This is a genomic window from uncultured Anaerococcus sp. (genome assembly GCF_963512375.1).
Taxonomy (GTDB): domain Bacteria; phylum Bacillota; class Clostridia; order Tissierellales; family Peptoniphilaceae; genus Anaerococcus.
The window spans coordinates 14,396-29,797 of the sequence record NZ_CAUPMI010000026.1; the positions used below are offsets into that span (position 1 = coordinate 14,396).

At 36.7% G+C, this 15,402-nt stretch carries 11 protein-coding genes, 1 tRNA gene and 1 other annotated feature; of the genes, 7 read left to right on the forward strand and 5 right to left on the reverse strand.

Annotated elements, in window-relative coordinates; all coding sequences use genetic code 11:
* Positions 1-149 precede the first annotated feature (149 nt).
* From RRB46_RS09495 to RRB46_RS09520, 6 genes are all read left to right on the forward strand, one after another.
* Entirely contained in the window at positions 150-1,457 is a 1,308-nt protein-coding gene (locus tag RRB46_RS09495; RefSeq protein WP_311538350.1) for a citrate transporter, read from the forward strand.
* Between the two features lie 8 nt (positions 1,458-1,465).
* Positions 1,466-3,592 carry a hydantoinase/oxoprolinase family protein gene (locus RRB46_RS09500; protein ID WP_311538351.1) on the forward strand — a complete coding sequence of 709 codons (2,127 nt, stop codon included), beginning with the start codon at positions 1,466-1,468 and terminating at the stop codon, positions 3,590-3,592.
* The gene (locus RRB46_RS09505; protein ID WP_311538352.1) at positions 3,592-4,227 is read left to right on the forward strand and encodes a hypothetical protein; all 636 of its coding nucleotides are present in this window, start codon (positions 3,592-3,594) and stop codon (positions 4,225-4,227) included. The genes RRB46_RS09500 and RRB46_RS09505 overlap by 1 nt, the downstream gene beginning before the upstream one ends.
* On the forward strand, positions 4,211-5,224 hold the full coding sequence (gene yiaK, locus RRB46_RS09510) for a 3-dehydro-L-gulonate 2-dehydrogenase (protein ID WP_311538353.1): 1,014 nt from the start codon (positions 4,211-4,213) through the stop codon (positions 5,222-5,224). Before RRB46_RS09505 ends, yiaK begins: the two co-directional genes overlap by 17 nt.
* Positions 5,225-5,493: 269 nt before the next feature.
* Positions 5,494-5,569: transfer RNA gene (locus RRB46_RS09515), tRNA-Val, on the forward strand.
* An 80-nt stretch (positions 5,570-5,649) separates the two neighbouring features.
* Positions 5,650-6,582 (forward strand): 2-keto-3-deoxygluconate permease, encoded by a 933-nt coding sequence (locus RRB46_RS09520; RefSeq protein ID WP_297688767.1) that lies wholly within the window; start codon positions 5,650-5,652, stop codon positions 6,580-6,582.
* Between the two features lie 73 nt (positions 6,583-6,655).
* Here the strand turns inward: RRB46_RS09520 and RRB46_RS09525 are convergent, their stop codons facing one another.
* Positions 6,656-8,557, reverse strand: coding sequence for an acyltransferase family protein (locus RRB46_RS09525; protein WP_311538354.1), 1,902 nt, complete (start codon positions 8,555-8,557; stop codon positions 6,656-6,658).
* Positions 8,558-8,901: 344 nt separating this feature from the next.
* On the opposite strand from RRB46_RS09525, the gene serS reads away from it, so the two are divergent.
* Positions 8,902-10,191: a serine--tRNA ligase gene (serS, locus tag RRB46_RS09530; RefSeq protein WP_311538355.1), complete on the forward strand. Its 1,290-nt coding sequence runs from the start codon at positions 8,902-8,904 to the stop codon at positions 10,189-10,191.
* Between the two features lie 69 nt (positions 10,192-10,260).
* On the opposite strand, the gene RRB46_RS09535 is transcribed toward serS, so the two are convergent.
* The 4 genes from RRB46_RS09535 to RRB46_RS09550 form a co-directional block, all read right to left on the reverse strand.
* Positions 10,261-11,409 carry a 5-methyltetrahydropteroyltriglutamate--homocysteine methyltransferase gene (locus RRB46_RS09535; RefSeq protein WP_311538356.1) on the reverse strand — a complete coding sequence of 383 codons (1,149 nt, stop codon included), beginning with the start codon at positions 11,407-11,409 and terminating at the stop codon, positions 10,261-10,263.
* Between the two features lie 106 nt (positions 11,410-11,515).
* Positions 11,516-11,751: a binding site (T-box leader), on the reverse strand.
* A gap of 100 nt (positions 11,752-11,851) precedes the next feature.
* Entirely contained in the window at positions 11,852-12,385 is a 534-nt protein-coding gene (locus tag RRB46_RS09540) for a 5-formyltetrahydrofolate cyclo-ligase (RefSeq protein ID WP_311538357.1), read from the reverse strand.
* Entirely contained in the window at positions 12,375-13,352 is a 978-nt protein-coding gene (locus RRB46_RS09545; RefSeq protein ID WP_311538358.1) for a YihY/virulence factor BrkB family protein, read from the reverse strand. The genes RRB46_RS09540 and RRB46_RS09545 overlap by 11 nt, the downstream gene beginning before the upstream one ends.
* Positions 13,333-15,255 carry a S9 family peptidase gene (locus RRB46_RS09550; RefSeq protein WP_311538359.1) on the reverse strand — a complete coding sequence of 641 codons (1,923 nt, stop codon included), beginning with the start codon at positions 15,253-15,255 and terminating at the stop codon, positions 13,333-13,335. Before RRB46_RS09550 ends, RRB46_RS09545 begins: the two co-directional genes overlap by 20 nt.
* Positions 15,256-15,402 lie beyond the last annotated feature (147 nt).

Genomic DNA, 15,402 nt, shown 5'->3' on the forward strand with positions numbered 1-15,402 from the left:
GATCAAGCCTCTTATTGTTTAAAAACATTAATAAAATAAAAGTATATTATATCAAACATAGTAATTCTTATAACTAATTTAAAAAGATTGACTAATCTTAACTAATTAGTTATAATTAAAATGAATTATAAAATATATAGGAGGATTATATGGATTTAATCATTGGTATTTTTTTGATTATCACCTATATAGGTCTTGCAGTATATGCAGCTAAGGGAGGAAACCTTATGACTGGTTTCTTTGTTATGGCTGTTTTATGGCTTGGACTTTGTATAGTGGGTGGTCAAATAAGTCTTACAGACGGAATGACAGAAATTTTGCAAAAGGGACCAGAATCATGGGGCGCTACGGCAGTTAATGTTATCTTTGGCTCTTGGTTTGGAAAGATACTTGTAGATACAGGTATAGCAAGTAAGCTTATAAAGTCAGTAACAGAGCTGGGTGGAGATGATCCCCTTATTGTTACTCTTCTTTTATCTCTTGTAACCGGTATCATTTTTACAGCTACCTTTGGTGCTGGTGCCGTTGTAGCTATAGGTGTTATTGTTTTACCTATCCTACTTAGCCTGGGTGTGCCAAAGTTCTTGGCAGTTACAGCTTATCTTATGAGTGTTGGTAGTGGTATGTACCTTAATCCGGTCTTATTTAGCCAAATGCAAGCTATCTTTGAAGACATGACCTACTCAGACCAATACATAAGCTGGGCCTTTACTGCCATGGCAGTTCAACTTGTCGTTATAGGCATAATGCTATTTACTTATATGAAGGTCTTTGCTTCTTCAAGAAAGAGAAAGAGAAAGGCCTGGGGAGTGGATATGAATGAAGTAAGTGATATGGACAGGGTTCCATGGTATGCTCTCTTCACTCCGATTATCCCAACATTTTTATCAATAGCTTTCAAGGTTCCAACAATTCCTGCCTTTATAGTAGGAGCTGTATTTGGCCTTGCTACTTGTAAGATGATTGGCAGGTCCTGGTCAGAGATGTCAAGGATAATATCTTCTACCTTCTACGAAGGTGTAATAGATGTTGCTTCTTTATTAGGTTTCTTATTTATACTTCCAATGTTTAATAAGATTTCAGGTATTGCAGCTCCTTTCTTTGACCCAATCCTAGGAGATATCTTGCCAACAACAACCCTTGGCCTTGCTATAGCCTTTATGATAATGGCGCCACTTGGCCTATTTAGGGGACCACTTACAATATTTGGTGCAGGTGCTGCAACTGTGGGAGTTTTAAATGCTTTAGGAGATTTCCCAACAGCATTCTTATTTACCCTTATGTATGTACCAACCATAGCTATGAACCTTTCTGCTTGTCCAACCCAATCTTGGAACTTGTGGGCATTAAACTACAGTAAGGTAAGTGTCAAAGATTTTATGAAAACTGGCCTACCATGGGCATGGTTGATCACAGCTATAAATTTATTTTTAGTTTTTGTATTCTTTGGTAGATAGGAGAAAATATGAGTAAACAAATACGTGTAGGTATAGATGTTGGTGGTACTAATACAAAGGCAGTTGCTATAGATAATAGTACTTATGAAATAGTAGGGGTTGGTATTATCCCAACAACCCACGACCATGAGCTAGGAGTAAGTGCTGGAGTAATAGAATCATTTAAAAAATGTCTAACCGAAAATAATATATCAAGTGATGAAGTAGTCTTTATCGCCCACTCTACAACCCAAGCTACAAATGCCCTAGTTGAGGGAGATGTAGCCAAGGTAGGTGTGATTGGAATTGCAAATGGTGGCCTAGTAGGATTTTTATCTAAAATCCAAGGAAAGATTAAAGACATAGAACTAGACGAATCAGGAAAAAGAAAAATCACAACAGCTTATAGGTTTATAAATAGGAAAGATTTTTCAAGAGAATTAGTATCAAAGGTAATGGATGAGCTAATCGCTGAAGGCTGTGGTGTAATAGCTGCATCCAAGACCTTTGGTGTTGATGGAATGGATGAAGAGCTTCTAATAAAAGACCTAGGCAAAGAAAAAGGTATAGAGGTTTGTGCGGCAAGTGAGATTTCAAAGCTTTACGGCCTAACTAGGAGGACAAGAACAGCTGTAATCAATGGTTCAATCCTACCAAGGATGATATCTACCGCAGATTCAACAGAAGATGCAGTTAAAAAAGCAGGCATAGAAGCACCTCTAATGATAATGCGTGGAGATGGCGGGGTAATGGATATCGAAGAGATGAGAAATAGACCAGTCCTTACCATGCTTTCAGGACCAGCTGCATCAACAGTCGGAGCCCTCATGTACCTAAGAGTATCAAATGGTATCTTCTTTGAGGTAGGGGGAACAACTACAGACATTGGAGTTATCAAAAACGGTAGACCAATGATAGATTATGCGGTAGTTGGTGGCCAAAGAACTATGGTAAACTCAATGGATGTTAGGACAGTAGGTGTTGCCGGTGGGTCAATGATTAGGGCCAACAACGGCAAAATTGTAAAAGTAGGCCCAAGATCTTGTCATATAGCCAACCTTCCTTATGTAGTCTTCACAGACCCTAAGGAATTTGATAAGCCAGAAGTAATCCAATTATCACCAACAAAGGGAGACCCAGCAGATTATATAGCAATCAGGGCCAATGGTAAAGACTACGCTCTAACAACAACCTGTGCAGCAAATGCCCTAGGAATCATCGAAGAAGGTGACTATTCTTACGGAAATCCAGAATCTGCGAAAAAATGCTTTGAAGCCCTAGGCAAATTCTTGGGAATGAGTGGAGTAGATGCTGCAAGGGCAGTTCTTGATGATGCAGCCAAAACCACAAATGAAGTAATACTTGACCTTATGGATAAGTATAAGGTAGAAGAGTCCCAAACAACCATAGTCGGTGGTGGTGGCGGAGCAAAAGTCCTCCTACCGTTTGCAGCTGACAAGCTTGGCGTGCCATACACCCTAGCAGATAAGGCAGAAATCATATCATCAATCGGTGTAGCTCTTGCCATGGTAAGGGATGTGGTAGAAAGAGTAATCCCTCAACCAACTAGAGAAGATATAATAGAGCTTAGAAATGAAGCAACAGACCAAGTTATAAAATCAGGTGCAACACCAGAATCTGTAGAAATCCAAATAGAAATTGATCAGCAAACATCTAAAGTCCGTGCCATAGCCACAGGATCAACAGAAATAGCTAGTCAAGACCTATCTAAGGAAATCACCGAAGAAGAGGCCCTAGACCTAGTTGCTGAAAGCTTTGGAGTTGAAAAAAGTAGGATAAACAAAGAAACAGAAAATGAATTCTTCAGAGTTTATACGACTCAAAAGGGCAATAAGAAAGAACTTAGAGCCATTGACAAGAAGGGCTTCATAAAGCTTCAAAGAGCAGATGCAGTAGCAGCAAAATCTACAGCCGGTGGTGCTAGAACTCTTGCTGGCAATATGTGGAATGACCTTGCAGTCTTTAAGTCTGACATCAAGCTAAACCCAGACCTCTACCTATGTGTGGGTGCAAAAATTGTAGATTTTGAAGGCCTAACAAGTCTTGACCAGCTAAATATGCTCCTTGATTCAGAATTATCATTAAGAGAAGGAAACGAAGATATAATCTTAGTTGGAGCTAAAAACGATCTTTAATGGAAGATAAAAAATTAAAAAGTTTGTTGAAGCTAGATGATTATTCCTATTATCTTTATCTTTTAAAGGCTGATGTCTTTAGGGACAGGATGGAAAATCAGGATGAGATAATAAGGCGAAGCATAGACTGTGCTAGGCTTTGTGCCAAAGAAATAAAGGAGCAAAAGACTAGCCTTTCTGACCTTAAAAATAAATACGACCTAGTATTTGAAGAAGGCCTTAGCCAAAATATTTTCAATCTTTATGACCTAGCTATATTTGAAAGTCCAAACAAGATAATATTTCATAAGGATAATATAAAAATCCTTGAAGATGAAATGGCAAAGGAAGATGACTCGATTTTTTCTAAAGTAAGTCCAAAGGATATTATAACTAGCCATGAAATATATCATAAGCTTGAAGAAAATAAGCTTATAACAGATAATATTTATATATCTTACAAGCTTTTTGGCTTTATCAATAAGAAAGTAAAACTTAAGGCCCCTAGTGAAATAGGGGCTATGGTTTTTGCCAAAGAATTTCTAGATTTGGACTTTAATCCTGTCCTTCTAGATTATTTTTTGGCCAGAGCTTATAATAGGGAAGAAATCATATTTAATAAACTTATAGGAGAAAAAGATGAAAGTATCTTATGAAAAATTAAAGGAAACCATAAAATCTGCCCTAATAAATAATAAGGTAGATGAAAAAAGAGCAGAAATCATGGCCAAGGTCCATGCAGATTCAACCTTAAAGGGAGTCAATTCTCATGGAATCAATAGGGTGCCAAGGCTAGTTAAATTTATAAATGAGGGCCTTATTAATCTAGATGGGGAAATTGAGCTTAAAAAAGCCAAGGGAGCCTGTGAAGTTTATGATGGAAATTTAGGCTTTGGGGTAATCAATGCTATGGCTTGTGTAGAAAGGGTGACAGACCTTGCTAAAAGTCATGGTATAGGCATGGTAAGCCTAAGAAATACCACTCACTGGATGCGTGGAGGGGCTTATGGAGAAATGATAGCCGATAAGGGCCTAATTGGTATGTGTTGGACCAATACAGAATCAGTATTGCCTCTTTGGGGGTCAGATGAGTTAAGCCTAGGCAATAACCCGGTAGGAATTGCCATTCCATCTGATACAGGCAACATTTGTCTAGATATGGCTGTGTCCTTGTATTCTTATGGCAAGCTTGAAACTACAAGGCTAAAGGGAGAAATCTTACCTTATCCAGGAGGCTATGATGCTGATGGAAATATCACAGATGATCCAGCAAAGATAGAAGAAACTGGAAGACTCTTGCCAATAGGCTATTGGAAGGGATCAGGACTTGGAATTGCCCTAGATACCATGGCAGCCCTCTTGTCAAATGGTAAGTCGACCTACCATATGGATGATGATGATAATGCCTTTAACTGTACAGGCTGTTCACAAATATTTATAGCCATGGATCCAGAAATATTTTCAACTAAGGAAGAAAATGAAGCTACAATAAAGAAGATAAAAGAAAGAATTGCCTCTGCCCACCCAATAGAAGAGGGCAAAAAGCCAAGATATCCTGGACAAGGTCTAATTTCAAGAAAGAATAAAAACCTAGAAGCAGGAATCGAAGTAGATGATAATATCTTTAAAGAAGTAGAAAACTTAGGAAAATAAATAAAAGGGGGATGTTGCAGAATGAATGAATAAATCGTCCCAAATCATTAGAAGAACCCCTACGAAAAGTCTCACACGCCGACAGGCTCAACGCCTCCACGAGCCGGCCTGCAATCCGAAGCCGACGGTCGGTCCAAAAATTTTCTAGGAGAGTCTCAATGATCCGACGGGATTTCCTCTAATGATGGGACGATGATTATTCATAGTTTTGCAACAGCCCCCAATTCTTTTGACAAATCTATTTTTAAATGATATTATAATATATATATGGGGAGTTAGCTCAGCTGGAAGAGCGCCACGTTGACATCGTGGAGGTCGCTGGTTCAAGCCCAGTACTTCCCACCATAAGAGATATAGACCACCTTGGCATGGCCAAGGGTATTTTTTTATTTACTATCTCTTAAATAAAAATTAAGGAGTAGCTTATGATGGATTTTATGAAAAAAATTCCTGGCGGTTTGTTGCTTGTTCCAATGCTAATTTCAGCTATTATTTATACCCTAGCACCTAATCTATTTATGATAGGAGGTATGACCCAGGCCTTGCTTACAAAAGATGGGCTAACTTATATTATAGCCTTCACCTGCTTTTGCTCAGGAGCTGTAATTGATTTAAAAACACTTGGCCAAGTTTTTAAAAGAACAGGTCTTTTAGCCTTAGTTAAGACAGCTACAGTTGTGGGATTTGGATTTTTATATTTTAAATTTTTTGGGCTAGATGGAATCTTGGGCCTATCTACCCTTGCTATAATTGTAGGCCTTGCCTCAACCAATCCTTCCCTATATTTGGCACTTGAGGGAGAATATGGATCAGCCATAGATCAGGCTGGTTTTGGCATCCTTGCAATGATGTGTACTCCAGCTTATCCGCTCTTGCTCTTTGGCCTAATTCAATCCTCACCTATTAACTGGATGAATATTATTTCAACCCTCATACCTCTTATTTTAGGCCTTATTTTAGGTAATATTGATAAGAAGTTTGGAGAATTTATGAAACCTGGTTTGGCCTTAAGTCTTCCGCTTATGGGGTGGTCTTTTGGTTACGGTATAAATATTATAGAAGCTGCCAAGTCTGGCCTTACAGGCATCATGCTTGCTATAGTTTTTTATATAGTATTACTACCTATATCCTTTATTTTTGAGCGAAAAGTATTAAAACTTAGCGGTAAAAATTCTATTGCTATGAACTCAATTGCTGGTATGAGTGTATCTATACCATCTATAATTGCAGCAACTAATCCAAGTCTTGAAATATATAAGGCAAATGCTACTGCAGCAATCGCCTTTGGTGTTGTTATTACATCGATTGTAACACCAATTTTAGTTAAAAAAGTCTATGAAATGAACAACAAAAAATAGGCCTAGTGCAAAATATGAATGAAAAACGCCTTCATTAAATGATGGTTTTTTTTATTCTGCACTAGGCCTTTTATTATGGTCTTACCTTATTTTCATTTAAGATTTTTCTAATAACAAGGTCTGCGTAGGCTTGGCTGCCTTCTACATTTGGATGGGTCCTGTCAACAGCTAGTAATTCTGGCCTATCTTTAACATAAGACCTCCAGTCGATTAAATGAGCTTTTGGATTGTCCTTTACAAAGTCAGCCATATCGCTATTAACCTTGTCCATATAGGATTGAAGGTGGCTGGTATTTACAAAATACACATCCCTGCCATCAGCTATATCCATGATAGCCTGCATGTCCTTGTGGTTGGCAGATCCATTTGATCCTAGAGAAATCAAAACTATATCGCCAAGTCCTACATTATCCTTGATGGCCTGTAAAATACCAGGTCCTTCTGGCATATCACGACCAACTTTACCATCGAGGTAAAGATTTGGCATGTAGTTTCTTAGGTACTTGTCAATATTTATTAAAACTGAATCGCCCACAGCACTTACACTTATATCCTTGACATAGTCAAGCTCATTTTCTGTAAAATCAAAATCGTCATAGGCCTTTTCCTTAAAGTCAGAATCAGCCTTCTTAAGGTTTTTTCTTTCCTTTTCTTCAGAGTTATTCTCCTTATCAATGTCTTTTTCATCAGCCTTATTTTCGTTATCAGAATTATCAGTAGAAGCTTTTTCTTTTTTAGAATTTTTCTTCTTTTGAAGTTCGTTTTGCTTCTTAATCTCTTCCTGGCTTTGCTCAAATCTTGCCTTAAGCTCAGCCATCTCCTGTTCTTTCTTATTTCCAATAGCAAGTGAGATTATATTAAATATTATAAGGCTTAGGAAAGGGATAAGAATTAGGAATTTGTTAATCTTTTTCCTAGAAAAGATTGCATAGCATATTTCTCCTAAGAATAAAATCCAAGCTACTTGTAGGCCGTAATAAATAATCTTATTATCAAAAATATTTATTAGGAAATAGGAAAAGAAGACTTGGACTATATATTGTAAAATATAGTAGTAAAGGCTCCTAGATCCTATAAATACTAGGATAGATCCTCCCCAGCCAAGTTTTCTTTCTCTCTTATCTAGGCTATTTTCTAATTTAAATATAAAAAATATCAATAAATTGAAAACAAGTGTATAGATAAGGAAAAATGTCTTGTAGATATTTATATCCTCACCATTTATAAAAAACATTGGCACAAATAGTAAAATACCAAGCAAAGCAACTATAATCTTTAGGGCTCTTTTTGATATTTCTAGGTACCTGCCATAATTTTTATAAAGCAGATAGAAAATCATACCCATGAAGAAGGCATAAATCCTCGTGTCAGTTCCATAATAAATCCTGATAATTGGTACATCCTTATTTGCTAGGTAATAGGAAAGTCCAATTGATCCAAGAGTCAAAAGACTTAGAAGGAAGATTTTGACAAGGTCTGAATTTATCTTTCTTCCAACAAGTTTTAGCAAATAAAATATAAAGATAAATTGGACATAGATTGATATGTACCAAAGGTGGATAAAGAGGTTGAAATTACCATTTCTATCAAAATATGAGGCCCCTGCCAGAATTTGCCTGATATTTTCAAAGCAAAAGGCCGTGGCAAGGCTAGATTTTGCTGAATCATCAAAGATTTCCCTGGCAAAAATCAAACTTAAAAGTAGGCTTATGGCCATCAAAAAAATAATTGGAGGCATAATCTTGCTTATCCTCTTTTTTATACTAAGTAAGATATCCTCAAGGCTTAGATACCTATCATTTGTCATCTCCATCAAAAATCCCGACATTGATAAAAAGCCAATTACAGCCAGAAATCCTCCAGGAAAGGCATGGGCAAAAAGGTGATAGGTTGATACTGCAATAAGAGCAAGGGCTCTTAAGATGCTTAAATAATAATATTTTCTTCTTTCTTTAGTTAATTCTTTCACATTCATTCTCCTAAACATAGTTATTATACCCTTATAAAATCATTTAATTGTGAATTCTGTATTAATTTTATATAAAGTTATAAAAATTTATCTTAATTAGACTTTTCTTGCATTTTTTAAATTCTAATGTATATTATTAGTAGTTGAATATTGCGATGAAAAGAAGTAGTAGGTATGGAGTGCAGCCAGAGAGGAGATGGTTGGTGGAAATCTCTTGCATGAATTATTGAATCCGTCTTTGAGCAAATATAAATTAAGGCAAGCTATGCTTGTGTAATTTGGGTGGCACCACGAGACCTTCGTCCCAATTTGGGGGAGGCTTTTTTTATGCTTTATTTTAAGGAGTAGACATGATAGATATTAAATTATTAAGAGAAAATCCAGAACTTGTAAAAGAAAACATCAAGAAGAAATTCCAAGATGAAAAATTAGTCCTAGTAGACGAAGTCTTAGAGCTTGACGAAAAACTACGTTCTTATAAGACCGAAGGCGATAGACTTAGGAGTGAAAGAAACAAAACCTCTAAGGAAATAGGCGCTCTTATGGGCCAAGGCAAAAAGGAAGAAGCCGAAAGAACCAAGGCCCATGTAGTAGAGATTAATGATCAGCTAGTGCATATTGAGGAAGAAACAGCCAAACTCAATGAAGAAGTCAAAAAAAGAATGCAAATAATCCCACAAATAATCGATGAAACAGTACCATTAGGCAAGGATGATACAGAAAATGTCGAAATAGAAAGATTTGGAGACCCTCTAGTTCCTGACTTTGAAGTCCCATACCACATAGACATTATGGAATCCTTTGATGGAATCGACTTAGATGCTTCTAGAAATACATCAGGTGCAGGCTTCTATTACCTAAGAGGAGACATAGCAAGACTTCACTCAGCAATCCTATCTTATGCAAGAGATTTTATGATCGATAGGGGCTATACCTACTATATTCCACCATTCATGATTAGATCAGATGTAGTAACAGGGGTTATGAGCTTTTCTGAAATGGAAGATATGATGTATAAAATAGAAGGCGAAGACCTCTACCTAATCGGAACAAGCGAACACTCAATGATAGGTAAATTTATAAATACAATCACAGAAGAAGAAAAAATGCCGCTAAAGATGACCTCTTATTCTCCATGCTTTAGAAAAGAAGTAGGAGCCCACGGCATCGAAGAACGTGGTGTATACCGTATCCACCAATTTGAAAAACAAGAAATGGTAATAATCTGTAAGCCAGAAGACTCAAAAACCTTCTATGATGAACTATGGAAAAATACAGTAGACTTCTTTAGAAGCCTTGAAATCCCAGTAAGAACCCTAGAATGTTGCTCAGGAGATCTCGCTGACCTCAAGGTAAAATCTTGCGACGTAGAAGCATGGAGCCCACGCCAAGAAAAATACTTTGAAGTAGGATCATGCTCAAACCTAGGCGATGCCCAAGCAAGAAGACTAGGCATTAGACTAAGAGGGGAAGACGGCAACTACTTTGCCCACACCCTAAACAACACAGTAGTAGCCCCACCTAGAATGCTAATAGCCTTCCTAGAAAACCTATTGCAAGCAGACGGAAGCGTAAAAATCCCAGAGCCACTTAGGATGTACATGGGCGGCAAAGAAAAAATCGAACCAACAGTTAAATAAACTTTTGCAATATAAAAGCACCCTTCGCCTGGGTGCTTTTAAATTTATATAATAAGGAGAGATTGTTTATTAATCCCAGAATTTTTTGGCGATTTCTTGGCCTTGGGCAATCTTGTCCCATTGTTCTTTTTCGCTTAGCTCGTTACCATTATCGCATGAAGCAAAACCGCATTGGTGGGATAGGTAGAGTCTGTCTTTGTCTATGATTTGGCTGGCTTCTTCTAGGAGTTTTAGGCATCTTTCTTCATCATCTAGGGTGTTTGTTTTTGATGATAGGAAGCCTAGGACGATTTCGCAGTCCTTATCCTTTAGGGCATTGAGGCTGTCAAGGCTGCCGGCTCTTTCGTCATCCCATTCTAGGTAGAACCTGTCGTAGTTTTGTTTTTCTAGGAAGAGGTCTGCAATTGAGTCGTAGGTGCCTGCCCCAAAGTGACGGGATGCGTAGTTGCCCCTGCAGTTGTGGGTGTAGACCTTAAGTCCTAGCTTGTGACCATAGTCGATTACTTGGTTATTTATAGCTATATATTTTTCTGCTAGGGCTAGATTTTTTTCATTTTTCGCCTTGCCATCAAATTGTGCATTTTCAGACTCATCTGCAAATTGTTCCCATAGGCAATCATCAAATTGGATAATTTCACCACCAGCTTCTTTAAAATCATCCAAAAATTCTTTGTAAGCTTGGATGAGGTCAGCTTCAAAGTCTGCTTCTGATTTATAATAAGAATCTTCTAAAAATCCAAAGCCAATTGCTTCACCAAAGATGTGAGATGGGGAAGGGATGCATTGTTTGACTGTTGCCCTGCCATTTACAATTTTCTTTAGTCTTTTGAAATGGTCTATGAATGGGTGGTCCTTGCCTGATAGCTTGCCTACAAATCTAAGTCCTATGTCACGTCTAGTTTCAAATTTGCTGCAACAATCTTTTTCTTCAAAGAAATATCCGCTTTCTCTGATATATCTTTCTACTCCTTTTAGTCCCCAAACAAAGTCTAGGTGCCAAAGGGATTTAGAATATTCACCATCTGTAACTTCTGTAAGGCCTGCTTCAATTTGCTTTTCTACTACCTCTTCTACAGCCTTATCTTCACATTCCTTATATCCTTCAAAGTCATCGTAGAAAGGATATGATATATCATCTCTTTTTTCTATTTCTCTTTTGTATTTTAATAATTCTTCGTTTCTAAGTAATGATCCTACAATTAAAAATCTTTCTGACATTTTTTATACCTCTTTTAATAATTTTCTAATTTTTGTTGCATTCTAACTTTAGGCGCCTTAGAAAATATTCCATGTAGGTAATACGTAATTAAAAAAGCCCCGTCCTATAAAGGACGAGGCTTTGCCACGTGTTACCACCTTAATTTCAAATTAATTTCACAATTAATAACTCATCGGGTACAAACATACCCTATCGCTATAACGGGCGAATCCGTCTTATCTTAAATATCGGATAAGAAACTCAAAGGCCATTTTCAATCTAATCTTGCCAAACTACTTTCACCACACGTAGTCTCTCTAGGTGTGCTTGATTAAATCTACTTTTCTTCTCATAGTCTATTTTCTATGTTTCGATTATACATAGTTTTTTTTATTCTGTCAAATATAGTTTTAACAAATTCTTACTGAAGGTGAAAAAGACCTTGATAATTAGGGATTAATTCTAGTAAATTTTTTCTTCTGTGACAATAAAATCTACTTTGACATCAGTTTTTTCTGTAGGTAGTTTTATGGATAAAAAATCTGAAATCATTAGTCCTACTTTTAAGGTCTTATTTTTAGCAAAGAACTTATCATAGTATCCGCCACCATAGCCTAGCCTATTTTTTTCCTTATCAAAAGATAGGCCAGGGGTAATGGTTAGGTCTGGATTTTCTATAAAGTCATTATCCCTACTTGTAGGAATACCAAAAAGTCCAAGCTCAAGCTCATCTAGGTCATTTAATTTACAAGCCTTCATCTGTCTATCTATAATCTTTGGCACATAGACATCTTTACAGTCTTCTAGGGCTTTTGCTATAAGATTTCTTGTGGCCACTTCTTTTGCCATGGATACATAGACAAAGATAGTCTGGCTATCCTTATAAATTTCAGAATTAAGAAGATTTTGGCAAATCATATCTGACATATTTTTTATATATTTTTCATCCATTTCTCGTCTGAGATTTAGGAAAAATCTCCTGAACTCACTTTTCATGTATTTTTTCCTTTATGGCTTCAAAGGCCTTGTCTATTACACTTTCCTTGTCATCCTCATCGTCCAAATCCTTGGCAAAATATTCATCTCTGTATCCTTCCCTAAAGGCTGCTATGACTTCAGCTCCTACTATGAGGAGGGCTGATACTATTAGTAGCCAGATAAAGAGGGCTAGGATTCCTGAAAGTGCTCCATAGATTAGGGATTTATTTGAATAATTATTTGTAAAAAAGGCATAGGCAAAGCTTGTTACATAGACTGCTATGGTTGTAAAGGCGCCGCCAGTAAGGGCTTGCTTAAATGGTATCCTATTTTCTGAATTACCTGGGGCATACTTATAAAATATACCAAGGGCTGCTGACATCAAAAATAATGGGACAGCTAAGGTTAATATGGTAAAAATTGGCGATGATAGAAATTCGATTATAGCTTCCACATCACTGCCAAAAAAATTACTTATTGTGCCAATTATCTTATGGTCCAGTATGTTTAAAATTTGTGGCCCATAGATTTGAAATACTAGTAGGAACATTATAAAGACTATAAAGACTATTGTAAAGACAACACTCATAAGTCTTTGCTTGATAGCCTTGGCTTGGTGGCTTAGACCGTAGGCGTGGTTTATAGCCATGATTAGCTTATTTACCCCACTGGTGGCTGACCAGAGGGCAAATATTATGGTTAGGGTTGTGACTGCTGCAGATTGGCTAGATTCAATTATTATATTTAGGGCTCTTAGGATTACATCTGCGCTTGTCTTTGGAAATAGGTCTAAAAATTGATAAACAACTGTCTCATTGCCCTTTAGAAAGGTTGATATTGCCGACACTACCACCATCATTAGGGGGATGGAGGCTTGCAGGAAATAAAAGGAGAGGGCTGCTGAGTAGGTCATTATATCGTGGTCTTTGAGCCTATTTACAAGATTTTTTAAAAAATCTTTGCTTTTACTCTTTGATATCTTCATCTTTTAAATACTTATCAAACCAATTTTTAATTTCTGTAAGCCTTTTAATCCTTGCCTTTGGCTTGCCAGATCTAGACAGTTCGTGGTTTTCTCCATGGAATACAAACATCTTTGTGTCTACACCATTTAGCTTTATCCTATTATACATTTGTAGGCCTTGCTCTAGTGGGCAGCGGTAGTCTTCGTCAGAATGGATAAAGAGGGTAGGTGTTTTAACCTTATCAGCGTATTTGATTGGGGATTGGTCCCACATTTTATCAAGGCTATCGTAAGGGTTTGATGCGGTTTGGTCTGTTGCAAAATAATAGCCGATATCACTTACCCCATAAAAGCTGGTCCAGTTTGAAATTGACCTTTGGGCACAAGCTGCCTTAAACCTATCTGTATGGCCTATTGCCCAGTTAGTCATAAAACCACCATAAGAACCGCCATAAATAGCCATTCTGTCAGGATCGATTTGTGGATATTTTTCTATGGCAAGGTCTGTAAAATTCATAAGATCAGAAAAATCGATATCTCCATATTTACCTCTTATGTCTGAATATTTGACCCCATTTCCGCTTGAGCCGTGTGGGTTGGTATATATTACTATATAGCCATTTGAGGCAAAGGTCTGGTGTTCGTGGTGGAAGATGTCAGAAAATTCTGTCTTTGGTCCGCCATGAACAGAAAGTAGGCATGGGTATTTTTTATTTTTATCAAAGTCTTTTGGCAAGAGAACATAGCCTTTTAGGGTGTCACCATTAGATTCGAAGTTAAATTCTTCTATTGGATAAACTTCGCTTTTGATTTTATTTTCTACCAGGGTCTTGCCAGTAGATTTTTCTTTAAGCTCAGCTAGGGTATTTTTTGTCATTTCTAGATAATATATATCATTATCTGTCACAGAGAAATCTTCTACACAACCATCAAGTTCTAAACGGAGGTCTCCTTTTAAGTTTATAGAATAAAGCTTGGATTCTTCTTTTTCTGTTACTACAAAGTATAGCCTATTATTCTTAACTTGGAAGGTCTTAGCTCCTCCAAATCTGGCATCAGTTCCTATGGAATTACCAAAGGACTTATCAAAGTCATCGTCATTTATTTTTGTAATCTTTCCATCTTCGTCAATTTTGTAGATAAAGCAATCTTCATTGATTCCGCCAGATTTTAGGTCGCTGCCTACAAAAACTATCTCAGCTTCTATAAATTTGATTGTAAAGATTGAGTGAGATTTCTCACTTAGGATTTTTTCTTCGCCAGTTTTTAAATCTTTGACTACTATAGAATCTAGAAATTCCATGACCTTATTTGCATCTTCATGGCCTCTTGTATAGACTATTTTTTCAAGATTTTCATCTATATCGACGATTCCTACGCTGTTATCCTTATCTGATTTTAAAATTTCTGTAAGGGACTTATCAGAAAGCTTGTAAAGATAATAATAGGTAGTTGTATCCTTTAAGTAGCCTGCGCCATTAAACCAGAAAGGAAGGCTTGTTAGTTCCTTGAAGTAAGAATTTTCTTTTTCTGCTTCCTTTTCTTCTTTGGATTTTTTCTTGCTTGCAGAAATTAGGAAGATATCATCCTTAAGCCATTTTATAGATTTAACATCAAGGTCAATCTTAAAGATCTCCTCTCCAAGACCAGCCCCATCTGAGATGTAAAAGCTATCAGTTTCATCATCAGTATATCTTTTATAGATTAAATTATTGTCCTTATCGAAGGCACAAATAGGATTAGATCCAGAATCTGTTAGCCTGTAGGATTTTCCTAGGTCCTTATCGAAGACAAAAAGATTTGTGTCGTATTTATTGTCTTTTTCATTTGCTCTTGTTTTTTTATAGGCGATTTTTTTGCCATCATTAGAAACTACTAATTCTGAAAGAAATTCGTAGCTTAAAATATCTTTTATTTCAGTCATAAATTCTCCTTTGTAAATTATATTTATACTATACGATAAAATAAAAAAAAGATTAGAGGAAAAGGTTTGTGGGTATATAAATAAAAAGACAATAGACCAGCTATCAAATGTCAAGAGAAAATAATTAATCTTGTAATTTATGGCACG